Here is a 26,415-nt window from a genome sequence, read left to right as displayed (position 1 = left end):
TAGTTATGACTATGGACGCCAGCGCCAAAGTGCTTGAGCGCTATAACGCCAAGGTATTCAAGAACCGCAAGGAGCACATGCTCCGCATCAATCCGGAAGAGGCGCAGCAGATCACGGCCAACACCCGCGCCATCCCCGGCATAATGACCAACCGCGGCTGCTGTTACGCAGGCTGCAAGGGCGTGGTGCTCGGCCCCATCAAGGATATGGTGCTCATTACCCACGGCCCCGTGGGCTGCGGCTTCTACAGCTGGGGCACACGCCGCAACAAGGCCAGGGCTGAAGAAGGCGTGCCCAACTTCATCCAGTACTGCTTCACCACTGACCTGCAGGAGCCGGACATCGTTTTTGGCGGCACAAAAAAGCTCAAGGCCGCCATTGACGAAATCATGCAGCTCATGAGTCCCAAGACCATCATGATAGCGGCCACCTGCCCCGTGGGTCTTATCGGCGACGACATCCAGGCCGTGGCCGCCGAGGCTGAAGAGCAGTACGGCATCCGCTGCGTGGCCTACAACTGCGAGGGCTACAAGGGCGTCAGCCAGTCCGCCGGGCACCACATCGCCAACAACGGCCTCATGAAGAGGGTCATCGGCACGGGCGACTATGAGCCCGCCACCAAGTATTCCGTCAACATCCTTGGCGAATACAACATCGGCGGCGACGGTTGGGAGCAGGAACGCATACTGCGAAAGATAGGCTATGAAGTGGTCTCCGTCTTCACGGGCGACGGCGAAATAGAACGTATCGCCAGTTCCCACAAGGCCAACCTCAACCTTGTGCAGTGCCACCGCTCCATCAACTACATCGCCGAAATGATGAAGACCAAGTACGGCGTGGACTGGCTCAAGGTCAACTTCATCGGCCTTGAAGGCACCATCGAAAGTCTGCGCCACATGGCCGCCTTCTTTGGCGACCCTGCCCTCATCCAACGCACGGAAGAGGTCATTGCCGAGGAACTGGCCGAGGTTCAGGACGAAATGGCCGCCGCCAAGGCCCGCCTCAATGGCCTCACCGCCGCGCTCTTCGTGGGCGGCAGCCGCTCGCACCACTACCAGGGCCTGCTCAAGGAACTGGGCGTGCGCACCGTGCTGGCAGGCTACGAGTTCGGCCACCGCGACGACTATGAAGGCCGCGAAGTCATCCCCGACATCAAGGACGACGCCGACAGCAAGAACATCGAACACATCACGGTTGAAAAGGACGACAAGAAGTACCACGCCTATCTCACCCAGGAAGAGTACGACAAGCTTACCGCGCTGATTCCTCTGGAAAAATACGACGGCATGATCCGTGATATGGACGCGGGAACCTTTGTGGTGGACGACCTCAACATGTACGAGGCCGACAAGTTTATGGAAGTTCTCAAGCCGGACATGTTTTTCTCCGGCATCAAGGACAAGTACGCCCTGCAAAAGGCCGGCACGCTCTCCCGTCAGCTGCACAGCTATGACTACAGCGGCCCCTACGCCGGCTTCAAGGGCGCTGTGCAGTTCGCCAAAGACGTCTGCCTTGGCTTCTTCACCCCGGCGTGGCACATGGTCACTCCGCCCTGGAAGACCCGCGCCACCCTGCAAGGCACAGTGGGAGAATAGTAATGCTCGACCTCACACCCAAGACCCACATCAATCGCACGGGCGCGCTCATCAACCCCTGCAAGACCTGTCAGCCCGTAGGCGCGCTGTTCGCGGCCCTTGGCGTGCACAACTGCATGCCTTACAGCCACGGGTCGCAAGGGTGCGTATCCTATCACCGCACCTATCTGAGCCGCCATTTCAAGGAACCTGCCATCGCCTGCTCCAGCTCCTTCACCGAAGGCGCATGCGTGTTCGGCGGCGGCCCCAACATCCGTCAGGGTGCCAAGAACGTCTTTGACGTGTACGATCCCGACATCATTGCCGTGCACACCACCTGCCTTTCCGAAACCATCGGCGACGATCTCAATACCTATATTGAGGAAATGGACATCCCCGACGGCAAGCTTGTGGTGCACTGCAACACGCCAAGCTACGTGGGTTCGCACGTCACGGGCTTTGCCAACATGATGGCGGGCTTCATCAAGTATCTGGCCGCCAAGGGCAAGGCCACGGAGACGGTGGGGGTTTTTCCCGGTTTTGTGAACCCCGGCGACATCCGCGAATACAAGCACATGCTCAAGCGCATGAAGATCAGAAACATCATGTTCCCCGACTGCTCCAACGTCATGGACGCCCCCATGACCGGCAAATACAAGATGTATCCTGACGGCGGCACCACCATTGATGAAATCCGCTCGCTGGGCTCCTGCCGCAAGGTGATGGCCATGGGCCGACTCACCAGTGAGGAGCCGGCAAGCCAGCTCAAGCGCAAGTGCGGCGTGGACTTCGACCTGCTGCCCCTGCCCCTCGGCCTGGCCGACACCGACACCTTCATCATGGCGCTGGCCTCGCTCAACGGCGGCGACGTTGACCCCTACCTGGAAGAAGAACGCGGCCGCCTGGTGGATCTCATGCTGGACGCCAACCCCTACTTCTACGGCAAAAAGGTGGCTGTGTACGGCGACCCCGACACGGTGCTTGGTCTGACCCGCTTTTGCCTCGAACTGGGCATGACTCCAACCTATGTGCTCACGGGCACGCCCGGCGATGCTTTTGTGAGGCTGGCTACGGCCCTGTTCAAGGAATACGGCAAGGAATCGCAGTGTCAGGCATTTGCCGCCAAGGACCTCTTTGACCTGCATCAGTTCATCAAGAACGAACCTGTGGATCTTCTGCTGGGCAACTCGCACGGCAAGCAGATAGCCAAGGCCGAAAACATTCCCCTGGTGCGGGCGGGCTTTCCCGTGCTCGACCGCTACGGACACGGCTCGCAGAGCATCGTGGGCTACCGTGGGGCCTTCAATCTGGCCGCCAAGATCGCTGACGCCCTTATGGACGAATACGACCGCAATTGCGCGGACGAAGATCTGGAACTTGTTATGTAGGGCCGCAAGGCCGCAATCGGGCGGGGCCGTCACGGCTCCGCCCCGCGAGGGGGTTCCCCATGTCTGCAGAAATACTTGAAGAACGTCGCCAATCCATCCACACCAAGGAAGAACATGGCGCGAATACCACGAAGGGGAACAGTGGCGGCTGCGGCGGCAACGGCATGCGTTGCGACACGGCCAGCGTGGCCGGGGCCGTGAGCCAGAGGGCCTGCGTGTACTGCGGTGCGCGCGTGGTGCTCAACCCCATTACCGACGCCTTTCATATCGTGCACGGCCCCATCGGCTGCGCCAGCTATACCTGGGACATTCGCGGCAGTCTGACCAGCGGGTCTGAACTGTACCGCAACAGTTTTTCCACTGATCTTCAGGAAAAGGACATCGTCTTCGGCGGAGCGGAAAAACTCGCCGCCGCCATTGACGAGGCCGTGGCCAACTACGCGCCCAAGCTCATCTTTGTGTACGCCACCTGTATCGTGGGCGTTATCGGCGACGATATTGAAGCCGTGTGCGGCCAGGCCGAAGCAAAGCACGGCATCCGCGTCATCGCGGTCAAGGCTCCGGGCTTTTCGGGCACCAAGTCCACAGGCTACCGCATGGCCTGCAACGCCCTCATGCAGCTCATGCTGCCGCACGCGGGCCAGCCCAAGATCCAGGGCGTCAACATCCTTGGCGATTACAATCTGGCCGGGGAAATGTGGATCATCAAAAATTACCTGCGCGCCATGGGTATTCCCGTTGTTGCCGCCATCACCGGCGACGCGGCCTATGAGGCGCTTATCAAGGCTCCGGCCGCCCAACTCAATATCGTGCAGTGCGCAGGCTCCATGATGTACCTCGCCCGCCGCATGGAAGACGAACTGGGCGTGCCCTGGATGCGCGCCAGCTTCTTTGGCGTTGAAGACACCTCAACGGCCCTGCGGCAGGTGGCCGAGCGCCTGGGCAACGTGCAGGCCCTGCACCACGCCGAGGCCATTATCGGCAAGCGCTCCGTTGCAGCCACGGACTTTCTTGACCGCTACAAGCCGCACTTTGTGGGCAAAAAGGCCGCCATCTTTGTGGGCGGCGGCTTCAAGGCCATCTCGCTCATCCGTCAGTTCAACGAAATGGGCATAGAAACCGTGCTTGTGGGCACCCAGACCGGCAAGCCCGAAGATTATGAAATCATCGCGGGCCTGGTGAACCCCGGCACCGTCATTCTGGACGACGCCAATCCGGCGGAACTGGAAGCCTTCATGAAGGAAAAGGGTGCGGACATTCTGGTGGGCGGCGTCAAGGAACGCCCCCTGGCGTACAAGCTGGGCATTGCCTTCTGCGACCACAACCACGAGCGCAAGCACGCTCTGGGCGGTTTTGAAGGCGTGGAAAACTTCACCCGCGAGGTGAACCTTTCCATCAGCAGCCCCGTCTGGAAACACACGCGAGGGGCCGATTCCTACGCGGCCACGGCCGCAGTACAGGCAGACCTGGTGCGCCAGGCCCTGTCAGCCAGCCACGCATAGCCAAAAGGCAATGCCAAGCCGCATTGCCCAGCCGCACAGCCCAGACATATCGCCCAGACATATCGCAAGACCGCGCCGCTTCCGCCCGCGGAAACAAGGAGACGACCATGAGCGCCAACCTGGTAAACCTGAACACCAACCCCTGCAAGATGTGCATGCCCCTGGGCGCGGCCACAGCTTTTTACGGCATCAGAAAGTGCATGACCATTCTGCACGGTTCGCAAGGGTGCAGCACCTATATACGGCGGCACATGGCCACCCACTACAACGAACCAGTGGATATCGCCTCCTCCTCCCTGACCGAAGAGGGCACGGTGTTCGGCGGCGCAAAAAACCTCATCAAGGGGCTGGAAAACCTTATCAGGTTGTATGATCCCGAGGTCATCGGCATAGCCACCACCTGCCTGGCCGAAACCATTGGCGAGGACGTGCCCGCCATCATCAGGGATTTTTACGAAAGCCACCCGGATGTGAAGGCCGCCATCATATCCGTGGCCTCACCCGGCTACGGCGGTTCGCAGTATGAAGGATTTTTCCGCGCGCTGCACGCCGTGGTGCGCCAGGTGCCTATGAATCCCACGCCCAACGGCCGCGTCAACATCATCACGGGGCACCTTTCCGCCGCCGACACGCGGGCGCTCAAGGCCCTGCTGGACGCGAGCGGGCTCGGCTACGTGCTGCTGCCCGACCTTTCGCAGAATCTGGACGGCGGCCACGAGGAAACCTACAACCGTCTGCCCCAGCACGGCACGACCCTTGAAGACATCGCCCTCATGGCCGGGGCGCGCATAACGCTGGAACTGGCCCCCTTCTGCCCTGAGGAATACTCCCCCGGCGCATACCTGCGCGAAGCCCACGGCGTGCCCCTGTTGCGCATGGGCCTGCCCGTGGGCCTGAGCCTTTCCGACGCCTTTGTGTCCACCCTTGAAGCCCTGGGCGGGCAGATGCCTCACAGTGTGCGGCAGGATCGCGCCCGGCACCTGGACGCCATGATAGACGCCCACAAGTACAATGCCCAATGCCGCGCCGCCATCTTCGGCGAACCGGACATGGTGCACGCCCTCACGCACGCCTGCTGTGAAAACGGCGTGACGCCGGTGGTCGTGGCCACGGGCGCGCGTTGTCCCGGTCTGGACGCGGCCCTGCGCCCGATCTTGACCAAGGCCGCTGAAACCCAGTTTGTGGAAAGTTTCGACATCCTTGATTTCGCCGATTTTACGGCCATTGAAAACGCGCTGCTGCACCACGACGTGAACCTCATGATAGGCAATGGCGATGGCCGCCGCATTGAGGAGCGCCGCCACATCCCCCTGCTGCGCTACGGCTTTCCCATTCACGACAGGATGGGCGGCCAGCGCACGCGCCTTGTGCTGTACGACGGAGCAACCTCGTTGATGGAGTCCACCGCCAACGCCATGTTGGCACGTACTGAGGTCAGCTTTCGCGAAGAACTGTTCCACAAGTACTACAGGGAAGAAGAGGAAAAAAACGCCAACACCCCAATCAGCGACCTCACCTGTAGTCCGGTGGAACCGCAGGCCGTGCCGCATACGGCACGGCCTGCGCCATCGCCTGCTGTTCCCAGCATCAGCGAGCGCACGGCGTCCCACCCCTGCTTCAGCTGCGGCGCCTGCTCCACGTCCGCCCGGCTGCATCTGCCCATCGCGCCCCTGTGCAACCTGAGCTGCAACTACTGCCTGCGCAAGTACGACTGCCCCAACGAAAGCCGCCCGGGCGTGACCACCGCCGTGCTTTCGCCTCAGCAGGCCTTTGAGCGTTTCATTGAAGTGCGGCGCGACATGCCCAACCTTACGGTGGTGGGCATAGCCGGACCTGGCGATTCCCTTGCCAATGCCGAGGCCACCTTTCGCACGCTGGAAATGATCCGCGCCGAAGACCCGGCCATCACCTTCTGCATGTCCACCAACGGCCTGGCCCTGCCCGAGTTTGTGGAGGACATGAAGCGCGTGGGCGTGAGCCACGCCACCGTGACCATCAATGCCGTGGACCCCGCCATCGGGGCGCGCGTCTACCGTTACGCCGAATTCAACGGCAAGCGCTACACGGGCGAAACCGCCGCTGGACTGCTTCTGGCAAACCAGTTGGCGGGCCTGCGGGCGCTCACGGCGGCGGGCATTGTCTGCAAGGTCAACACGGTGCTGCTCAAGGGCATCAACGACCACCACATCCCCGAGGTTGTGGAGACCGTACGCGACCTTGGCGCGCATATGACCAACATCATGCAGCTTATTCCCGTCAAGGGCAGCGCCTTCGAACACATGCCCCTTGTGAGCAACAAGGAACTTACGGACATGCGCAAGCGCTGCGAGCCGACCCTGAAGCAGATGTACCACTGCAAGCAGTGCCGGGCTGACGCCATAGGCCTGCTGGGTGACGACCGCTCCATTGACTACCGGCCCGTCAAAATTGACGCGGGGCTTGCCGCGATCCCTGCCCAGATCCCGGCCCCTGCCCAGATCCAGGCCCCGGCGGCGGCGATGAAGCCCGCAGCCAGCCCCGCGCCCATTGCCCGGCGCATACGCATAGCCGTGGCCTCCAAGACGGGCGGCACCGTGGATCAGCACTTTGGCCAGGCAGACCAGTTCTTCATCTATGAAAGCGACGGACAACAAGCCAGCTTTGTGGAAACGCGCAGCGTGTCCCGCTACTGCAAGGGTATGGATGATTGCGGTGAAAAGACGGGGCGCATGGACGGCATTCTTGCCGCCGTTGAGGACTGCGAGGGCGTGGTGGCCCTGCGCATCGGCGCGAGCCCTCTGGAAAAGCTGCAAAACAGGGGCATCAGCGTATTTACACGTTACGAGAAGGTAGACACAGCCGTTAATGAGGCAGCCAGGGCCCTTTGCGGCTGAGTTCATCCTTCTCGCGGCGCGGCCCGAGGCTTGGCGGGCCGCGTCGCCCTCAGGGGCACTACCAACCAAAGGCAGGCATGCCACATGCATACGTTTCAACTGCTGGACACCACGCTCAGCCTTTTCAGCACTGCCATGCGCCCAGGTTCATACCGCCGCAGACCCAAATTCTCACGCGAGGAATTTACCCCCTGGGCCGTGAAATGGCTGGCTCTTTTACAGGATATGGGCTTTTTTGTGGAAATTCCGCCCGACCTGCCGGAATCGATCCACGCCGCCGCGCCCAACGCGCCCACCGTGAGACAGGGCACGTTCTATGCCAATCAGTACGAACCTCTGCCAGATGCCGAAGCTGGCGGCGAATATATAACAGACACCCCGGGCATGGACGCGGGCCTGCCCTCAGACGGCCAGGCATCATGGCTGCGTCTGCGTGGCTGCGACCACGGCCTCCCCTACACGGAATGCGGCTTTTTTGACAGGCTCATGCCCCTGCGCGATGTGCTGGAATTCTGCCCTGGCGATCAGGCGGGCTGCGCCACCGCTCTGGCGGTTTTGTGGCTTATGCGGGGCGGCAGGCGGGTTGCGGGCAGCATAGGCGGATCTGCCCTGCACGGGCCATCCTCCGGCCCGGCACTGGAAGAAGTGGCCCTGTGCCTTGAAAATCATGAGGTGCAAACAGGCCTGCGCAACCTGCACCGCCTGCCCGAGGCAGCGGCCCTGCTGCACAAGGCGGGCTTCACTGTCTCATCCCACAAGCCTGTGCTGGGCAAGCAGATATTCGCCGTGGAATCGGGCATTCATGTGGACGGCATTGCCAAAAATCCCGCCCTTTATGAAGCCTATGCGCCCGAGAGCGTCGGCCTTGAGCGCAGCATCGTGGTGGGCAAGCACTCCGGCAGGGCCGCCCTGCGCCTCAAGGCCGCCCAATTGGGCATTGATCTGCCCGAAGCGCGCGAAGGCCGCCTGCTGGCTGTTGTGCAAAAAATGGCCGTGCGCCAGCAGCACAGTCTCAGCGACAGGCAGTTCGCCACGCTTTGCGAATCCGTCAACCTGCCCTCCGGCAGAAAACAGCGGGCCGTCACGACCTCCACAAAAAGCGCGGCCACCGCAAAGGGCGCAACCGCAGCAAAAGGCGCAAAGGGCGCAACCGCCCAACCGGAGAAAAGGCATGGCTGACGTCATTCTTGTGGATACCACGCTGCGCGATGGAGAGCAGGCCCCGGGATTCGCGTTTTCGCGCGGTCTCAAGGTGCGCCTGGCGGCCCTGCTGGACGCTGCGGGCGTGGGCCAGATAGAGGCGGGCATCCCGGCCATGGGGCCTGGCGAAAGAAAAACCCTGTGCAAGATTATGGACGTCTGCTTTCAGGCCCGCGTTTCAACCTGGAACCGGCTTTGCGAGGCTGACATCAAGAATTCCCTGGCCTGCACGCCACATGTCATCCACGTATGCTGCCCTCTTTCTGACCGGCAGATATTCTGCAAGCTCAGAAGCGACAGGGACAAGGTCATGGCCGCCCTGCAGCGCTGCATTGAACTGGCCGCCTCCGGCGGGGCCGAGGTCAGCGTGGGTTTTGAGGACATATCGCACGTCACCGGTCAACAACTGGCGCAGGCGGCGACCGCGGCGGCCCAGGCCGGGGCCCGGCGCATACGCCTCAGCGATACGGTGGGCAGGTACACGCCGGATGCCGTGGCCAAGGCCGTGCGCCTTGTGCTCCGGCAGGGGCTGGAGGCCGAGATACACGCCCACAATGACTTTGGCATGGCCGTGGCCAACTCGCTCATGGCCGCATACGCGGGAGCGCGCTATGTGGACACCACCCTGTGGGGCATTGGCGAACGGGCGGGCAACTGCGGCATGGGAGCTTTTACGGCGGCTCTGGATCGCCTTGAACATCACATCTGTGCAGTCAGTGGTCAGGGCGCGGCCCGCCTTGAAAAAAAGGCCGCTCCCTTTATTCCGCGCGCCCTTCTGGAAGCGTGGAACGTGCCCGCCGCCCACACGGCGCGGTGCGCGTTTCCCGCTTCATGAAGCACGCGCACTGCCTGAAACCGGTTCCACCCAACGGAACCCTACCAGTGAGGCTCATATGGAATGTACCTGCATTGCCCTTCTGGAAGACGATCAGGAATGCCTGACCACGACCAAGAGGTGTACTCGTCTTGCTGTATGGCAACGGCCCCCCGCCGGACACGGCGGCGAAGCTGGCCCGACTCCCCCAGGGCATGGCGGCGAAGCCTGCCTGTCTCCCGTTAGCGCATGGCGGCGGCTGAAAATCATCCCCTTCACCCTTTCAGGTTGTTATGAACTGGTGGACATGCGCACTCGTTTGAGAACCATCGAACAGCTCCTGCCTCTGGGTGCCGTCATCGCCGGAACCTCCATTTCTGGCCTGGCCTACAGCGAACTGAACCAGATGGGCTTCTGCCTGTGTGAACTTGAACGTTTCAGCCCAGAAATTCTTGACGCCCTGGCGGCAGAAGTGGCGGCCTCTGCCGAGCCTTCCGCTCAGGTTCCGGCAGAGCCCGTGGCTGGCGACAGTCCTGGAGCGTACACAATCAACCTTGTGGAGGTTCAGGCGGCACACCCCGAAATTTCCTCCAAAAAAGCCCTGCGCCCCTTCCTGGCGTCAACGCCCTTTGTGGAGCTCGAGATCATCTGTTCCCACATGCCGCCCTGGCTGGAAGGGCATATAAAGGATCACAACCTGACCTGCTCCCGTTCGCGGACGCAGGATGGCCGCCTGCGCCTGCGCATTTCACACGCCCTGTGCGATGACGCCCGCAATGGCCCCATGGGAGACAGAACATGAGCATGGCCACAACGCTTGAAACCGTGATGACGCCCTATGGCTGCATGCACAATGTGCACGTTCTTTCCCGCTGGGATAACGGCGCGCCGCGCGCCTGCCACTGCCTTGAGCCGGACATGGCCCCCACGCCCCAAGGCTGGCTCACGCCCCTGTACGATGTCTCGGACATCCGCCGCAGCTGCGAAAGCAGCTTTACCCTCTACCCCAACGGCATGTGGCGCACCCTGGAATTGCAGGAGCAGACGCCCGTGCCCACGCCCCTGGGCCTCTTGCCCGCCGAATGGCTGTCCTGGCATCCCGGCGGCACGCTCAAGCGCATTCTGACCCGCAAGGGCAGGTTGAGCGGCTACTGGACGGAACAGGATGAAGCGGCGCTGGCCCCCAGCCTTGACCTGCTGCTGCCTCCCGGCCGTTTTACGGGCAAGGTGCAGGGCCTGCGCTTTTATCCCGGCGGGCACTGCGCCAGCGTCACCCTCTGGCCCGGCGAGGTATGGAATGTCCCCACCCCTGTGGGGCCGCTGCCCGTGCGGTATGGCTGCGCTTTTTACGAGGACGGTTCCGTGCGGAGCTGCGAACCGGCATGGCCGGTCAGCGTTCCCACGGCTCTGGGGGACATCCGCGCCTTTGACCCTGCGGCCCAGGGCATTTGTGGCGACGTCAACTCGCTGGAATTCGCCCGCCCCGCAACGCTTGAGGCCCAACCCGACGCCAGCGGACCTTCTGACGCGGCAAATGCGCGCGGAGCGTTCGCGCCAGGGCAGACACAGGGCGAAGTCAGCCCGGTACTGGCCCTCAGCACGGTCAACGTGGCGCTGCACTGCACTCATGACGGCCGCACAATGATTGTGCAGCCCAGGATGGAGACAGATCAGCTGACTGGCCTGGACACAATCATTGTGCCCTTGCACCTCAGCTTTGGCCCGGACGGGCTGCTCGCCATTGACGATGGTAGTGAAGAATATGCGTTTGCAGTGGATGAGGTGCGGATACGGCCCCATATCAGCCTGCCGGATATGCGCGCACGGCCCTCAGGCGACCCTGCCGACGCCCGGCGCTAGCGCTGGCCCTCAGGCCCCGAATCCGCGCATTCTATGCGCATGTTGCGCGCATGTTACGCCATTCTGCGCACCCGCGCTGGCGCGTGAACATACAGGCGGGCACAGCGCCGAAAGCCTGCGTCTGCCCGCACGCCCTGGACGCAGCGTGAGCCTCTCCATTATGGAGCACCATGCCTTCCGTCTGTCCGCACGCCCGCTGCCTGAGAGGGCTTGTGGCGGACGGCCCGAAGCCCGGCCGTCTCCCCCGCCCCTCCCCGCACATCGGGCGGCCGCCGCCCGCAATGATGATGGGGCAGCCGGGGGACAGATCCTGTACCGCCATGGGGCAGCTTCACGGGCATGCCGTTCCAGGGTCAAATATCAAGCCAGTCCTCCTCACGCGCTTCGCCCTCATACTGCCTGAGGTACGTGCGCAGCCGTGACGACCCGTTGCCTGCAATTTTGTTCCAGATGAGACGGCTTGAAGACTTTTCACAGTCCAGCTCATACACAAAGTTTACGCGCACAGCCAGGAAGTTTCCCTGCGTCTCGCGCATATAGCCAAGTTTTTTGCCTAAAAATACATAGGGCAAATTGGTGGGCGAATCCGACACGGCGACCATATACAGCAAGATGTCCGGCTCGCCCGATATGCACTTGACTTCCGGTTCGTCGGGAATCCACAGGCATGCGCCGCTGGCTGAAATATTTACAATGGGCGTTCCGCCAACAACCGCGCAACGGTGCTCATGCAGCATGTTTTTCAGGTCGCAGCCATACTCCGGCGTTTGGGGCACATGCAGCACGCCGGACATCCGGCAGTAGTGTTCGTTCCACTCTATCCTTTTGTCGCGGCGCATACGCCTGACGACGCACTTGCTGGCCAGAAGCAAATGCACCTGACTGACCTCGCCTCCCGCGTTCCTGGTTACGCCAAGTACCCGGCCCTCACCCTTGTATCCCATCCTTTCCAGGCCATTTTCCGGATCCCTCCTGTCCAGATAGAAAAAGAAATCACACCCGTACGGGTAAATCTTGCAACGCCTGGGCAGTACCTCCGCCTGCTGCACCGCAAGCGTTGCCTCCCTGCCGGCAACATTGCGCAGGCGACCGTACAGGAGCACGTCACTAGGCTTGCCCTTCCAGGGTATACAGCAGACCACCTTGACAGAAGCCCTGTGTCTCTGAGCTGTTGCAAAGGCTTCATGATTGTCCGAGCTCCAGATGCTGCAGATATCATCGATCGCTAAGCGCATGGCTGCCCGAACCCTTTGTTTATGCGTTGCATAGCCACCAGAACACCATTCTACACGTCGTTATACGTCGTAGTTGTTGCGGCATATACGCATCATGGCCCATGCCATGGCGTTTGTTTGCCGCTCTGGACTTATTCACAACACGCCCATCTCTGATTGATCAACCAATAACGCCAGGGATACTATTTTTTGCCGCGACTGCGCCAGACGGCATCATGGCCGCGTATGCAAACCCATGAGAGTACATCCAGAGCATTTTACATTTGAAAAAGGGTACAAGCTTCGAGACTGCGTGGGAGTGCAGCGCGCTGCACTCTTGCGACAGTTCTGGCGGAAATCGCCTTTTGCAGAATCACAACCCTGCAATATGAAGCATTTCAACAGTACCAGGATCCAAAAATATACACTCAAAAATATCGCTGCGCCCGTTGCAGCGCGCAACCATGCTGACGGAATGCACTTGCGCCTTTGGGTGCCCTCAGGCGCATGCCGCTGCCAAGCGGATATACTGTGCCTGCAGCAGCCGCTCTGACAAAGCCCCTACCCATGCGTAACGTCAAAACGCCAGCCTTTTTCTTTATGCCAACTATTTAATAGGAAAAAAACACTATGATACGCAACTTTATGGCAGGCTCTATAACACCCAAAAATACTCTGCGCATATCCAGGAAAAACTTTTACATAAAAGGCACGCAATAAAAGTGATGCTGCCCTGAAGTAATCCGCATTTGTTAGTGCTTTGATTAATTTTTAATGCCATCATCAAGTTACGTCAACGATTAACACAAGCCTTATGCGCCAATTCAACCAGATCGCAAAAGACAAAACCAGTTCTCCCTATATTGACCGATACAACATTTAGGATTTTCGGTTTTCGAGACGCCGTATAGTCGGCTGAAACGCCACGTGAATCGCGGTTTTTGCCCTTATGCTCCTTTATCTTTATAAAAATAAGAGATCGCATAGCCGCATAAAGCGCGATTAGAAATTATTATCAAATTTGCATACCTATTTTTTACGCACGCACACAATAAAAACTAAATTTTCTAATAACTACCCATTAAAAGTAGCAGTACAACCGTATTGAAAATTTTAATGATGTATTATGAGCCCGTGTAAACAACACACTCTGAAAATCTCAATTATCCCCCTGCTACAGCAGAACAGTGCTGGCCTGACGCCTGTTTATCACCTTTGTACAAGCGCAGATATAGACCATTCTACCATTTTATCGAAAGACAAAATTATTTGACTTAAAATGGAAGATACCTTTAGTGTTTTTCTTAAATAGATTTTTCGAGACTTTTTTGCCATAGTATTACCTATTTTTAATAAGCAACGGATTCATTTTAAGCAGAAATTTCATAACCTATGATTAAAAACAAGCATATAAAAAAGCTGTTATACATTTACAGATTACTCATCCTGCGCGAAAGCGCAGTTTACATCCGCTCTAGCTACGCCCGCTGTTTCGGAAAGAAATTTCACCTCGCCTACATTCTGCTCCCCCTTGGGAGGCTCCGGGCTGCCGCCATGGCAGGGCCGCGCTCCGGAGTTGCTCTGCCCTGCCAAACACCATTCCTGGAGAAGTATCCATATAGCATACAAAAGTGGTTGACTCTATGGGGGAGACGCCTTGAGCGCTTCTGGTCAGAACACTTTTGCACAAGAAAGCACTCAAGCCACGAAACCGTGGTGTAAGATCAGGAGCAACAATGATGGACAATAATTTTTTTGACTATTCTCTTGCGATGGAGCGCATAAAATCCGTCACAGGGTGCAAGACGCAGCAAGATTTGGCAAAGTTTCTTGGAGTGTCGCAGTCATGCATTTCTGACGCCAAGAAACGCATGGCAATACCTGCGGAATGGCTGCTGAAGCTGCTGAAGAAACAGGGAATCAATCCGGATTGGGTACGCAGCGGCATGGGAGCCCAATATCTGCACCCCGGTGAGGCCAACGCGGAGATCCTGCCAAACAGCATGTCCAGGCCATCATCAAGCTGCGTAATGCAAGAGTTCTTTTTTGCGCTTGTCAGAAGAGCGATGGACGGAAAAAAGCTGACGTAGTTTAAAGTGTAGTAGTTCAGACTTGATCTGACAGTCGGTTCCGTTTTGATGGTTCCGATTGTCAGGTTAGTTGAGTTGTCCGACCTTTTCCTTCCAGATCTGTTTTCCGTCAAGGAGTGTTTGCAATGGCGTTCTGCCGCAACACTTTTTCCCTTGATGTGTCCTTTCGATGTTGTAATGTTCCATCCAGACATCCAGATCGGCCTGCAGTTCCTCCAGAGAGTTATACAGTTTCCGCCGGAAGGCAACCTGGTAAAACTCGTGCAGGATGGTCTTGTGGAAACGTTCGCAGATGCCGTTTGTCTGCGGATGCCGCGCCTTGGCCTTGGTGTGTTCTATGTTGTTTATGCCCAGATAAAGCTGGTAGTCATGCGTTTCCAGTCTGCCGCAGTACTCTGTGCCCCTGTCCGTCAGCATGCGGATAATGCCCATTTCCATTGAAGTGAAGAATGGCAAAACCCGGTCATTGAGCAGGTCGGCTCCGGTGATGGGTGTTTTGGTAGTGTAGAGCTTGGCAGCCGCCCACTTAGAGTAGGTATCCACAAAGGTTTGCTGATAAATACGGCCGACGCCCTTGATGGTGCCGACGTAAAATGTGTCCTGACTGCCGAGATATCCGGGATGATGGCTTTCTATTTCGCCGCAAGCCTCATCGTCGTGTTTTTTACGCTCCAGAGCTTGTACCTGGGCTTCGGTGAGCACAATGCCCTCTTCAGCGGACTTCTTCTCCAGGGCGTTCAGGCGCTGCTTCATTGAGGCCAGGTCATGGCGCAACCAGATGGAACGCACCCCTGACGGCGACACAAATACGCCGGTTTTGCGCAGTTCGTTGCTGGCCCGCACTTGCCCATGAGCAGGGAAGGCTATCGCAAAATCCAACACCGCCAGTTCCGTGGCCTCTTCCACGCGATTTTTCAGGTTGGGCTTTTTGCGGCTGACCTCAAACAGCGCTTCAACGCCTCCGGCGTCTCGTGCTGTTTGATACCGGTAGAAGGTATCTCTGGAAAAGCCCATGATGCGGCAGGCTCTGGAGACATTGCCGAGTTCGGCAGCAAGGTTGAGAAGTCCGGTCTTGTGTTTGATGACGTTTTGATTGAAACTTTCCATGGGGAAACTCCGTGGGCGCTGTGCCCGGTTGATGGTACGTTTACACTTCCATCAAAACGGAGTTCCCCTCGCTTTTCAAGGGACAACTGTCAGATCAAATCGCGACTACTTCATTTAAAGTCGTAGCCTGTTGCTACAGCATGTTGTTCTTCCCGGCCGGGCAATTTGACCGCGTGGAGCAGCATGCCGCATCGAGGACGCAGCCGCTGGCAGGCATACCTGCTGGCGGTTTTTTTATGCCGTAAGCTTTTGGCCGCTGGGCAGTTGCGGAAAAATCCGACAAACGACGCCTCGCCCTGCCCTCTGCGTCTCGCCCCACACCCCTGCGCCTCGCCCTGTCCCCCTGCTTCTCATGCCTCGCCCTACCGCTGTCCGATACCTCCCGCAGGGGAGGAGCGAGCAGCCGTGCCCCTCCCGCGCTCTGGCGGGCACGCGCACGGCAAGGCGCATCATGCCGCCTGGCGCGGAAGAAAAGGCCCCCTGCTCCCACCCCCGACAACGGCAAAAACCGGGGCGCGGTCCCCCAAACACCAAGCGCTCGGCGCAGAAACACTGTGCCGCATCCGACTTCCCGCATATCCCTGGCATACTCCTGTTCTGGAGCCCGGACAGGGGGAAACTTTTATTCCACGAGCATGGCTCGTATAAATAGCTCAAAGAAGTAAGCCAGTTCTGCCTGACGACAAAATCATCTCAATTATTGACCCCATTATATGTTGACAGGGTTTAATGCAGTACTTTATTTTTATTTACGAGGCTTTACTCAAGAAAAAAACTGGTCAAAACCTGACGCAGCAAGCGCAAAGGCATCCCCGAGGCATTCTTTTCTGAATCCGGGCATGCTGTTTTTGCCTACAGCGCAATGGCGGCAGTCGGCACGTAGACCACCGGACCTTGCGGCCCAATGCCCGGGCCCTACGGCCATGACCGCGCAACAGCCAGTTGCGCGGTCGTTGGCGTGCGTGCGCGCTTTTTTACGGATGGCGGCAGTGGTCACAGGAAACACCTGGCGTTCTTGGCGGGCGGTCTTTTTTGCCAATTCCTGCACGGCAAAGCCCGGGCGTTGCAGATGAAAAAGCCCGGAACAAGAACAGCAGTCCGTGCCTGCCTCCGCCATTACACCACTGCAAGAATTGTTGTTGCGTAGTACCAACGGGGAAACAGCCTATGCCTCAAGACATTATCACTCATTTTGCTGTGCGCGCTAGCGATTCACAGGCGGAAGAAGTCATAACCTACGTGCAGGCGGTACTGAGCCGCAGTACGCTGGAATGTGAAGAGATACCGGACGCTCTGCGCGACATTCCCGGCATGGAAGAGCTAAACTCGCTGCTCTTCGGCATCCGCCACATGACAAACGCCCTGAGCCGGGGAGAGCTGGAGTACAGATGCGCCGAGAAGGGCTATGTCATCGGTTCGCTGAAATCCCTTCAGGCAGATTTGCGCCACCTGACATGGCAGACTCGCTGCATCGCCAGGGGCGACTATCAGCACCGCGTGAATTTTCTTGGCGACTTTTCCACTGCCTTCAACACCATGGCCGAAGAGCTGGACAAAAGCGTTGCCAAGCTTACCACCCAGTCCACCGAGTACAAGGAGATGTCCAACCGTGACGCGCTGACAGGCCTGCTGAACCGCCGGGCCTTCACCAACCTGGCTCTCGATGCCCTGCAAACGCATGCGGAAAAAGGCTCACAGGCCGTCATCATCATGATGGACCTTGATTCATTTAAAACAATCAATGACACATGGGGCCATGCCTGTGGTGACGAAGTGCTGCGCCATACGGCCCGGCTTCTGCAATCACGCCTGCGCAAGGATGACCTCTGCTGTAGGTATGGCGGCGAGGAATTCATTCTGCTGCTGCCGCATACCGGCATACAGCAGGGAGTTCACGTGGCGGAGCAGTTGCGGCAGAGCCTCAGTCAGACAGGCATTATTTACGAAGGGCATGAAGTGAACGTGACGGCCAGCTTTGGCGTGAAGATCGTCAACCTGGACAATCCGCATAAAAACCTGAACTCCGCTTTTGATAACGCGATGAAACTGGTGGACAAAAACCTGTATGTCGCCAAAAAGTGCGGCAGAAACAAGGTTGTCAGCAATGAAAAGCCCTTTGCCAAAGCCTGATCGGCCCCTTTTACCCGAAATGGCGGAGCGCGCGTCTCCGGGCTGTTTCACGCTAAAATTGCCATGGGCGCGGCGGCAGCAGCCGTTTATCCGCCATCTTGCCCGTAATAAAACACCCTAGAGCAGATCAACTTTGAAATGAGAAGCATTTCAAAGTGTTCATTCAGCCGAAAAATGCGATTTGCGACAACCATCAGCAGGCTGGTCGCTCTATTAACCAATTGCTGTCTTTGCGGCAGTCGTTGGCGAGGCTGCGAGCCTTACGAATGGCGACAGCGATTACGCAGAACAAGATGTATAGTTACTCATGCTGTCTTTATCCGTAGCTTCCTGCGTCGCAACGGCTAAAGCTCGGCTGAATCCACGCCACGTTGTGACGCGCTGCACGAAAGTGCAGCGTTAGAGCATTTACACTTTTTCAAAGGTAAAATGCTCTAGTCCGCCCTTGCGGCGGCAAGCGCTCTTTCAAGACAGTCCGCGGCATAATCCAGATCCTCCCGGGTATGGGCGGCCATGACCGTCAGCCGCAACCGCGCCATCCCCTTGGGCACCGTGGGATACCGTATGCACGGCGCAAAAACCCCCAGGGCCAGTAATGCCTCGGCGGCGCGGCCGGCCCTTGCCTCGTCCCCCACCAAGATGGGAATAATGGGGCTTTGCCCGTGAGTGCCCAAGCCTCTCCGGGCAAGGTTTTGCGCAAAATAGGCCACATTGTCCTGAAGCTGGCGCACCAGTTCGGGGTGCGCGGCTATATACGCAATGCCTGCCGCAGCCGTGGCTGCCGTGGAGGGTGAAGGCGCCGTGGTGAAAATGAAGGAACGGGCCGTATTGCGGATCAGTTCGCAAAGGGTTGCGCTGCCGCAGACAAAGCCGCCCTCACTGGGAACCGCCTTGCTGAGCGTGCCCGTGACAACGGGCACGTCTTCGTGGCTCAGGCCGAAGTGTTCCAGCGAGCCGCGCCCCGTGGCCCCCAGCACGCCTGTGGCATGCGCGTCGTCAACCATGAGCGTCAGGCCGTGCTCCCTGGCTATGGCTGCCAGGTCGGGCAGCCGCGCTATGTCTCCGTCCATGCTGAATACGCTGTCGGTAACAATAAAGCCCTGCCGGGGCCGGAAGTGGCGCACCTTTTTCAGCAGGTCGTCCATGTCGTTATGCGCGTACACCGCAGTGAGCCCTCGCGCCAGACGGCAACCGTCAATGATGCTGGCATGGTTCAGCGCATCGCTGAAAATCACGGCATCCTTGTGGCACAAGGCGCTGATGACGCCCACATTGGCCGTGTAGCCGCTGGTAAAGGCCAGGGCGGCCTCGCTGCCCTTGAATCGGGCCACCGCTGCCTCAAGACGCATGTGCGGCGTCATGTTGCCGGTCACAAGGCGCGAACCGCCGGAACCCACGCCAAATTCCTCTATGGCGCGAATGCCCTCACGGCAGATGTAGTCGTTGGTGTTAAGTCCAAGATAGCTGTTGGACGAAAAAAGCAGCACACGCTGGCCGTCAATGACCACGTCCCTGCCCTGCGGCGTCGAAAGGGTGCGAAGCACGCGGTACAGGTGGGCGGCCTTGATGGCGTCAATACGTGAGGCGAAATTGTCCATGCCTACTCCATACACACCATGACGGGCTGGTTTTCGAGGTAATCCATGCATTGCTGCACGCTTTCTGGGCTTCCCCTGAACAGGAAAATGCGCCCCCCCAGGTGCATGCCGCATTTCTTGATGTGGTGAATGCGCACATACCCCCGATCACGGGAAGCAAAATAGCCTGTGGTATAATCCGGGTCGTCGGAAATGCACAACTCGCCGATAATCTGCGGGCAATGGGCCACCTTGCTAGAAAGGCAGAGCGCCTCCTTGAAATGGTTTTTGCCCGCGCCGCTGTTGCCCGTATAGTCCATACATGTGGCCCGCACCCCGCGCCGCTGATCCGGCTCCAGCCTCCGCAGACTGTCCGCATCCAGCAGCACGGCCCCGCGCATGGGTTCCCGCAATCCGTACAGCAGGGACAGCACGGGGCCGGATTGCAGCCCCATGGCGCAAAGCTCCGCATCCAGCACTTGCCGGGCCTCTTCAAGGTTGCGCACCCTGGGCTCGCTGACGGGCAGGGCCTGTATGGTCACAAGGGGCCGTGTGACGGGCCTCACGGTCACAGTCACGGTTTCCGCCGGGCCATTGGGATGTTCCATGCCGCGGCGGGTCAGAGCGTCCATGGCCTGAGACATCTCATGGCGCTCCACAATGCGCTCCGCGCCCGAAATATGGCGGGAACCATTTTCTGCCCGCATCTTGATACTGTATAACATGCCCTTGGCTTCCTCATTTGCTGAAGCATCACTGAAAAACATCATTGCTCCGCACCGCCCGTGTGGGTCTGTGCAGAGTACCCCAACGCGAAAATGGCAGACAAACCGCTCCACACCGCCCGTATGGGCCGTTGCCTTCAAGCGCCGCCGGGCAACTTACGTTACCCTGGGCCGGCCAGCCTCGCCTGTAAACAACACCCAGCCCGCGCCCCTGGCCAGCAGGTTTTTGTTGAACGGAACAAGCCGGTCAGCCCAGCGGACCATGAATGCAGGGTCGGCCGTGGCGTCGTCATAGGGTGAAAGCGACTGTTGCCCCGTCCTTTCAACTGCCTGGGGCAGAAAAAACTCCGCAAAAGGCCACCATACCGAACGAAGGCCCTTGTCACCCAGACGCAAGCAGTAATCCCATACAGAGGCATGCGGCATGGCGGCGTCAAAACCGCCAGCCTGAGCCAGCGTCGCGGCAGGGGTGAATAGGCATAAACCGTCCAGGGCGTCTACCGTCCTGGCCAGCATGTTCCAGCCAAACCAGCTGGGCTCGTCAGAAGCCAGGCCGCGAAAAATGGCGGTCAGTCGGCTGCTGGCGTCCACAAGATAGCCGCCGTGCAGCATGTCCCCTGCATGCAGCAGTTTGCCGCCCACGGCCCCAACCCCATCACGGCAAAGGCAGGAAACCAGTTCCTCAAGCCAGCCTTTTGTCAGGGGAACCACACCGCCGGAAAGAAATCCTAAAATCTGCCCCTGCGCATGCTGCGCCCCCAGCTGCAGCCTTTGCGCCTGTGAAAACCCGGCAGGATGCGGCAAGAGCCGGATACTTTTGGATATGAGGCGCTGAACCCTGGCAAGGGACGCCCTGGACGCCGCCGCGCTGTGCAATGCCAGAACCTCATATTTTCCATAGGTCGTGCGCGCTGCCAGGGCGGAAAGCTGGGCCTCCAGAAGCGGCAGGGATTCCCCCATATCAAGTATCAGACTGACTAAAGGACGTTTTTCTGGTAAAGCAAATTCCACTCGCATAAACTGCGTACGAGACAAAATACGCACTTCGGCATTGTTGAAAAAAAGATCCATATGGCTCTGAACTGCCCGTCTCGCGCTGTCTACGGCTTCGCTTTTCACTCCAACGTCCACAGCCGTGCTGCCCGCATGCGCCCGCCAGTGGTAAAGAACCTGGGGGATGTGGACAAAACGTGCTCTGTCCTCTCCCGCCGTATACCGCAACAGCATGTCAAAATCCTGCGATCCGCGAAAGCCTTCCCTGAATCCGCCGATATTTCGCATGCGGTCTGTGCGGTATACGCCAAGGTGGTTGACGAAGTTCTGCGCGTACAGCAGATCCCAATCCCATTTGCCGTTTTTGAAGTGTGGATAAAAGGCAGCGCCATCATCGCTGACTTTATCCTCATCTGAATAAAAGAGCAGGCCCTCGGGGTGGGCCGCTATGGCTTCAGCCACAATACGCAGGGCTTCGGGCGCGAGCAGATCGTCCTGATCCATCAGAGCCGCATAGGGATAGCGCGCAGCGGCAAGCGCCGTATTGGTGGCGGCAGCGATATGGCCGTTTTCCGGCCTGTAGATGACGTGAATTCTGGAGTCCCTGCCGGCATAGCCCTCCAGAACATCCCTGACCACAGGGTCTGTGGAGGCATCGTCAGCGATGCACAGCTCCCAGTGCGGATACTGCTGGCTGAGCACGGATTCTATCGCGGCGACAAGGTGCTCTTTTCTGGGATTGTAAACCGGCATGAGTATGGAAAAAGCAAGGCCTTTTTCCGGCGAGGCGCAAAGCGGATCTGCGGTTTCAGGGGCTTGCGAAGGCCGACCGGCGCCATGCCGCCAAAGCGTGTATGACCAGTCCTCCCCAGGGGGGAGAGGAAGCAGCCTGCTCATGTTCCAGAACGCATTTATGAAAGGCACATAGCTGGCAGCGTAAAACCCGTCCGCTCCCGCCTGCCACGCCGTATACTGCTCCGCCAGTTCGTCCATTCCGATGTCCGCGCACCACTGGCGCATGGATTCCGCTGCCGCCACATATTCTTCAAAAGACTTGCAGAAGCCCACCAGATTGCCGAATGCGTACGAAGCGACGTCCTTGTTGCGCGCCAGGCATGCGTCAGGGTACAGTTCCAGTGCTTTTTCCGGTGAGGGAAAAAGTTTTAACATGGCAAGCCGCTCGACGATGCGGTCGGGCCCTTCGGCGTCGCAGCCTGCGCGGACCATGGCCTGCCAGCCCTCCTCCCACAAGGGATAACGCACAAGAATATCCCGAATTTCATCACGGGAGGATATGGCGGCGATTCTGTCCAGTTGCTGGCATTGCTGTATGGGCAATGCGCCTTGCAGGGTCTGCCACGGCCCTACCTTCAAGAACATGCCGTCATTTTTCAGATGCAGATGCCAGTCAGGCGTAAGCAATGACTGAGAGTGCCGCGCATGGCGGGCGAAGTTCTCTTGTTCATGCCGATGCCGTCCCGGGGTCTGGCTGGTATGGTGGATCACCCGCGAATCGGGGTTTACGGTCATTCTGTAACCCTGACTATACAGCCGGGCGCAGATGTCCACATCTTCCACGCCGTTGATATAGCCTTCGTCAAACATGCCAATGTCCATAAAGACGGAGCGCGGCATCACCAGGCAGGCTCCCGTTATCACCTGAAAGAAACGGCGCTTTTTTGTCAGTTCGCAGTCAGCGGCTATGCCTTCATAGAGGTGTCCGACCCTGAGAGAGGGTGAAACAAAAACGCCAAGGTGCTGTACAGTATGACCAAAAGGCGCGCTTTCAGGATAGAGCAGCACCGGCCCCGTGGCGGCAATATCCGGGTAGGCCGAAAAATCGTCTATGAGCGGCTGATACCAGCCGGGAAGCGGCACCGTGTCATTGTTGAGGAAAACAAGAAAGACGCCCTGCGCCAGTCTGGCGCCCAGGTTGGACGCTGGGCCGAAGTTAAGGTTGGTTTCACTGCGCTGGTATCTGAACCTGGCTCCAAAAAGCTGCGCCCCCAGAAGGGGGCATTGCTCCGGCGTGGCGTCCGAAGAAGCATTGTCCACAACGATCACTTCACAGGCTTTGTCTGCCGTCGTGGCAGCCAGGGCCTCAAGGCAGGCACGCGTAAAAGCCCACTGATTATAGACCGGAATGATAATTGAGGCTTCAATATGGCCGGACATGCGCCCTCCAGAGTTTTCTGCTTTCGGCATTGGCCGCGCCCGTCATGACCGCGCCCATGGCATGCCGGAGAAGAGTAGTATGCGCTCAGGGCAAGGTCAAACAGCGCCAGAGCGCGGCCTCAGCCATTGCGCCGCGGCATCCGGCGGAGGGAACGGAGGATGACGGCAACCGCATGTCGCGGCATGCAGGCGCACGCCGTGCCGGAAACACGCCGCAAGCCGCCGTCAGAGAGGATTTGAGGTGAAAGCGCGCCATTTGCCTTTGCACGATCAGACGTCTATGCTGTAAGCGTCAATCAGTAAAGCCTGTAACCCGTAAGGACAAACCCCAACGCAAGGATGCATGGTATGGGAGCACTGAGCATACAACATCTGCTTGTTGTGCTGGTAGTTGTGATTCTATTGTTTGGCGCCAAAAAGTTGCCCGAAATCGGCAGCGGGCTTGGCAAGGCCATTAAAAACTTCAAGCAGTCCATCAGCGAGCAGGAAACCGACGACCCCGCCGCCCGCAACAAGGATAAAGACGGCAACAAGCCGGAATAACGACAACAACACGTCGGAACGACGCGCTGCGGCTCGTGGTGGCCTTCCCCGTCCAGGGATTCGGGCCGCGCTCTTTGCCATGCCCGCCCGTGGCATGCCGCGCCTGTGGTGACGGAAACCGCGTTTGCATCTTTTTCCATACTCCGCCTGAAACGGCGTGCCGCGTACATGCAAGCAGAGCCTTGCCTGCCGCAGGGGCAAAGACGTTGCCAACGTGTTTGCGATACGGCAAGGCCATTCTACAACACCTGACGCTCTTATGCAGAGTCAGGGCATTTACATTTTTTAAAAAAGTAAAATGTCCCGACAAACTTTATCTGCGTATTGCGGCTGTTTTCATTGATGTCTCCCTGGCGAGGTGGTAAAAAAGAGCCACAACCCCAATTCAGGAGGTCAAAGATGAAATACGGCGTACGTAACTCAATGAAAGCCACGGTAACGAAGGTCAAGAAAGGCGACGTCATGTCGCAAATCTCATGCAAACTTGCCGAGCCGGGGACAATGACGTCCATCCTGAGCACCGAATCCCTTGAGGAGTTGAACCTGAAGGAAGGGGATCAGGTGGTATTGCTGGTCAAGGCAATCCACGTCATTCCCGCCAAGGAATAACACGCCTCACGGCGGGCGCCGCTCGCACGGCCCCAGAACGCTGAATACAATTGGTTGCCCAGACGCATGGGCCAGACGCTTGGGCCAGACGCTTGGGACAGACGCATGGCCGCCATGGCCAGACGCTAGCCCAAATACCTGGGCCAAACGCTCTGCGCCAGAGCAGCTTACTATTGAGAGCGCGCAAAGCCTGAAAGGCGTTGCCTCAGAAAATCCCGCTCCAGATCAGGACACCCTTGTAACCCCCTGAAACGCCAATAAGGATTTTAGGGGGTGGGGGCGTGGGGGAGGAGACCCTTTTGCAAAAGGGTCCCTCCCCCACAAAGCATTTCAAAGCAAAATACCCAACAAACTGGGCCGTCCACGCGGTTCGCGGCATCAGATGTCAATTTCCAGCAAGGCCATGCCCAGGGTTTTGCCGTGCTTGTCCACGGCAAGGCTGCGGGTCACGCCGCCGCCGAGCGCATTTTTCAGCACAAAGTTCAGGCTGCTCACGGCATCGGCCTCATAACGGATGACCTCGCCCAGGCAGATGTCGCTGAAAAAAGCCCGTACCCTGTCACCGGTCAGTTTTTCTTTCAAAAGCGGATACTGCGCCTCGTCATAGGGCACGACGCAGATGTTGCAGGTATTGCCCTTGTCTCCTGCCCTGGCGTGAGCGATTTCTCTCAGTTTCATTTCAGATCTCGAAGAGTTCCACGGTCGGGGTAATGTCCGCCCGGGGGATAAGGATATTTTCAACGGAGATCACAGGCCCGAATTCGGAACGTATGCCGCCCCCGCCCGCAGGGCCGTTGATATAGAGGCAATCCACCTCGCGCGTCATGCGGGCCACGGCCTCCGGAATGGACGAGCGCCCCGCCACGCGCATGCGCACCTCGGCCGGAGCCTGTGGCGCAATGCCGGAGGAAATGGCGTCACGGTACAAAGAATTATAGCCTATGTAGTCCACGCGGAACTCGTCCAGGGCCACGCCCAAAAGTTCCAGGCGCTTTTCCACAATTTCCGCCGCAAGCTTTGCTCTGGCCAGGGCGTTTTTTCCGCCGTAGCTGATGCTGCCCTCGCCGGTGTAGCAGTCCTTGTAGCCGATATTCACCTTGTAGGTGTCGGGGGCGGGCAGGGCGCGGCCATGACGGGCCACTACCCTGTCTTCGCCCGCCTGCTCGAAAGTCACCTGCGAAAAATCCGCTATGCCGTCAGGCGTGATATAGGCCGCAGGATCGCCGATTTCATATAACAACTGTTCCTTGCAGATATCCACGCAGACGCGGCCGCCCGAACCTGCGACCTTGGTGATGGAAAATACGCCACTTTCGTCGATCTCGGCGATGGGAAAGCCGAGTCGGTGCATATCCGGCACGTCCTTGTAGCCGGGGTCGGCGTAATATCCCCCGGTGAGCTGGTTGGCGCATTCCATAAGGTGCCCCAGCAAAATGGCCTGGCCGAGCCGGTCGGGGGAGTGCGCGTCCCAGCCGAATTCGTGCCTGAGAGGGCCCACGAACAGCGAGGCGTCGGCCACGCGGCCGGTAATGACGATATCCGCCCCCAAATCCAGGGCCTGTTTGATGGGATCGCCGGAAAGATAGATGTTGGCCGAAACGATGCTGTCGGCAAGCGTGCGCAAAGGCTGGCCGGAATCCCATAGCGGCACGTCGTAATAGCGCGGCGTCATGGCGGTGATGTCGTCGCCGCGCACCATGGCCACTTTTAATCCACGTACGCCTTTTTCCGCCGCTATTTCCAGAATTTTCGCCACAGCGCCCGGCGTATTGGCTCCGCCCATGTTGGAGATGATCTTTACGCCTTTTTCGGCCACCAGGGGCAGGATGGCCCGCATCCGCTCCTCAAGCATGGGATTGTAGCCCCTGGAGGGGTCTTTCAGCTTTTCCATCTGCGCATTGGCGATGGTTCTTTCCGCCAGACACTCGAAGACGATGTAATCGAGGTCGCCCTTTTCCAGCACTTCAATGGCCGGCTCCATGCGCTCATAGGTGCATCCGCCGGAAGCGCAACTCATTCGGATTTTTTTCATGGTTTCTTC

General features: G+C 58.7%; 19 protein-coding genes. 12 read left to right on the top strand and 7 right to left on the bottom strand.

Annotated features, from left to right (window positions below; all coding sequences use genetic code 11):
• Nucleotides 1-5: 5 nt before the first annotated feature.
• The 8 genes from nifD (at nucleotide 6) to DESU86_RS08970 (ending at nucleotide 11,211) form a co-directional block, all read left to right on the top strand.
• Nucleotides 6-1,595 (top strand): nitrogenase molybdenum-iron protein alpha chain, encoded by a 1,590-nt coding sequence (gene nifD / locus DESU86_RS09005; RefSeq protein WP_197957554.1) that lies wholly within the window; start codon nucleotides 6-8, stop codon nucleotides 1,593-1,595.
• A gap of 2 nt (nucleotides 1,596-1,597) precedes the next feature.
• Nucleotides 1,598-2,962 carry a nitrogenase component 1 gene (locus DESU86_RS09000; protein ID WP_179980744.1) on the top strand — a complete coding sequence of 455 codons (1,365 nt, stop codon included), beginning with the start codon at nucleotides 1,598-1,600 and terminating at the stop codon, nucleotides 2,960-2,962.
• A gap of 59 nt (nucleotides 2,963-3,021) precedes the next feature.
• Entirely contained in the window at nucleotides 3,022-4,464 is a 1,443-nt protein-coding gene (nifE, locus tag DESU86_RS08995; RefSeq protein ID WP_179980743.1) for a nitrogenase iron-molybdenum cofactor biosynthesis protein NifE, read from the top strand.
• Nucleotides 4,465-4,571: 107 nt separating this feature from the next.
• Nucleotides 4,572-7,337 (top strand): nitrogenase cofactor biosynthesis protein NifB, encoded by a 2,766-nt coding sequence (gene nifB / locus DESU86_RS08990; protein ID WP_179980742.1) that lies wholly within the window; start codon nucleotides 4,572-4,574, stop codon nucleotides 7,335-7,337.
• 84 nt (nucleotides 7,338-7,421) lie between these two features.
• Nucleotides 7,422-8,516: a homocitrate synthase/isopropylmalate synthase family protein gene (locus tag DESU86_RS08985; RefSeq protein ID WP_179980741.1), complete on the top strand. Its 1,095-nt coding sequence runs from the start codon at nucleotides 7,422-7,424 to the stop codon at nucleotides 8,514-8,516.
• Nucleotides 8,509-9,372 (top strand): homocitrate synthase, encoded by an 864-nt coding sequence (locus DESU86_RS08980; protein ID WP_179980740.1) that lies wholly within the window; start codon nucleotides 8,509-8,511, stop codon nucleotides 9,370-9,372. The genes DESU86_RS08985 and DESU86_RS08980 overlap by 8 nt, the downstream gene beginning before the upstream one ends.
• A 58-nt stretch (nucleotides 9,373-9,430) precedes the next feature.
• Nucleotides 9,431-10,153 (top strand): Fe-only nitrogenase accessory AnfO family protein, encoded by a 723-nt coding sequence (locus DESU86_RS08975; protein WP_179980739.1) that lies wholly within the window; start codon nucleotides 9,431-9,433, stop codon nucleotides 10,151-10,153.
• Complete coding sequence (locus DESU86_RS08970) at nucleotides 10,150-11,211, top strand: hypothetical protein (protein ID WP_179980738.1); 1,062 nt, start codon at nucleotides 10,150-10,152, stop codon at nucleotides 11,209-11,211. Before DESU86_RS08975 ends, DESU86_RS08970 begins: the two co-directional genes overlap by 4 nt.
• A 353-nt stretch (nucleotides 11,212-11,564) precedes the next feature.
• Here DESU86_RS08970 and DESU86_RS08965 read toward each other — a convergent pair whose 3' ends face one another.
• Nucleotides 11,565-12,155, bottom strand: coding sequence for a hypothetical protein (locus tag DESU86_RS08965; RefSeq protein WP_179980737.1), 591 nt, complete (start codon nucleotides 12,153-12,155; stop codon nucleotides 11,565-11,567).
• 2,006 nt (nucleotides 12,156-14,161) lie between these two features.
• Here DESU86_RS08965 and DESU86_RS08960 point away from each other — a divergent pair.
• Nucleotides 14,162-14,515 carry a helix-turn-helix domain-containing protein gene (locus tag DESU86_RS08960; RefSeq protein WP_179980736.1) on the top strand — a complete coding sequence of 118 codons (354 nt, stop codon included), beginning with the start codon at nucleotides 14,162-14,164 and terminating at the stop codon, nucleotides 14,513-14,515.
• Between the two features lie 66 nt (nucleotides 14,516-14,581).
• On the opposite strand, the gene DESU86_RS08955 is transcribed toward DESU86_RS08960, so the two are convergent.
• Complete coding sequence (locus DESU86_RS08955; RefSeq protein WP_072312028.1) at nucleotides 14,582-15,622, bottom strand: IS481 family transposase; 1,041 nt, start codon at nucleotides 15,620-15,622, stop codon at nucleotides 14,582-14,584.
• A gap of 1,167 nt (nucleotides 15,623-16,789) precedes the next feature.
• Here DESU86_RS08955 and DESU86_RS08950 point away from each other — a divergent pair.
• Complete coding sequence (locus tag DESU86_RS08950) at nucleotides 16,790-17,752, top strand: GGDEF domain-containing protein (RefSeq protein WP_179980735.1); 963 nt, start codon at nucleotides 16,790-16,792, stop codon at nucleotides 17,750-17,752.
• 434 nt (nucleotides 17,753-18,186) lie between these two features.
• Here the strand turns inward: DESU86_RS08950 and bioF are convergent, their stop codons facing one another.
• The 3 genes from bioF to DESU86_RS08935 all read right to left on the bottom strand — a co-directional run bounded on the left by bioF (nucleotide 18,187) and on the right by DESU86_RS08935 (nucleotide 23,222).
• Nucleotides 18,187-19,350, bottom strand: a complete 1,164-nt coding sequence (bioF, locus tag DESU86_RS08945) for an 8-amino-7-oxononanoate synthase (RefSeq protein WP_179980734.1) — start codon at nucleotides 19,348-19,350, stop codon at nucleotides 18,187-18,189.
• A 2-nt stretch (nucleotides 19,351-19,352) separates the two neighbouring features.
• Nucleotides 19,353-20,054 carry a 6-carboxyhexanoate--CoA ligase gene (locus DESU86_RS08940; protein ID WP_179980733.1) on the bottom strand — a complete coding sequence of 234 codons (702 nt, stop codon included), beginning with the start codon at nucleotides 20,052-20,054 and terminating at the stop codon, nucleotides 19,353-19,355.
• Nucleotides 20,055-20,210: 156 nt separating this feature from the next.
• Nucleotides 20,211-23,222 carry a glycosyltransferase gene (locus tag DESU86_RS08935; RefSeq protein ID WP_179980732.1) on the bottom strand — a complete coding sequence of 1,004 codons (3,012 nt, stop codon included), beginning with the start codon at nucleotides 23,220-23,222 and terminating at the stop codon, nucleotides 20,211-20,213.
• A gap of 348 nt (nucleotides 23,223-23,570) precedes the next feature.
• On the opposite strand from DESU86_RS08935, the gene tatA reads away from it, so the two are divergent.
• Nucleotides 23,571-23,765, top strand: a complete 195-nt coding sequence (gene tatA, locus DESU86_RS08930) for a twin-arginine translocase TatA/TatE family subunit (RefSeq protein ID WP_179980731.1) — start codon at nucleotides 23,571-23,573, stop codon at nucleotides 23,763-23,765.
• Nucleotides 23,766-24,107: 342 nt separating this feature from the next.
• Entirely contained in the window at nucleotides 24,108-24,374 is a 267-nt protein-coding gene (locus DESU86_RS08925; protein ID WP_332068188.1) for a TOBE domain-containing protein, read from the top strand.
• A gap of 378 nt (nucleotides 24,375-24,752) precedes the next feature.
• Here DESU86_RS08925 and DESU86_RS08920 read toward each other — a convergent pair whose 3' ends face one another.
• Together DESU86_RS08920 and DESU86_RS08915 are read right to left on the bottom strand one after the other, a co-directional pair.
• The gene (locus tag DESU86_RS08920) at nucleotides 24,753-25,052 is read right to left on the bottom strand and encodes an AtuA-related protein (protein ID WP_179980729.1); all 300 of its coding nucleotides are present in this window, start codon (nucleotides 25,050-25,052) and stop codon (nucleotides 24,753-24,755) included.
• A 1-nt stretch (nucleotide 25,053) separates the two neighbouring features.
• A complete protein-coding gene (locus DESU86_RS08915; protein WP_179980728.1) occupies nucleotides 25,054-26,406 on the bottom strand; it encodes an acyclic terpene utilization AtuA family protein in 1,353 nt (450 codons plus the stop codon).
• Nucleotides 26,407-26,415: the final 9 nt, after the last annotated feature.

The sequence above is a fragment of the Desulfovibrio sp. 86 genome, assembly GCF_902702915.1.
In the GTDB taxonomy this organism is placed as follows: domain Bacteria; phylum Desulfobacterota; class Desulfovibrionia; order Desulfovibrionales; family Desulfovibrionaceae; genus Desulfovibrio.
The sequence above is the reverse complement of the archived record's forward strand: the minus strand, read 5'-3'. Positions and strand labels throughout refer to the sequence as shown.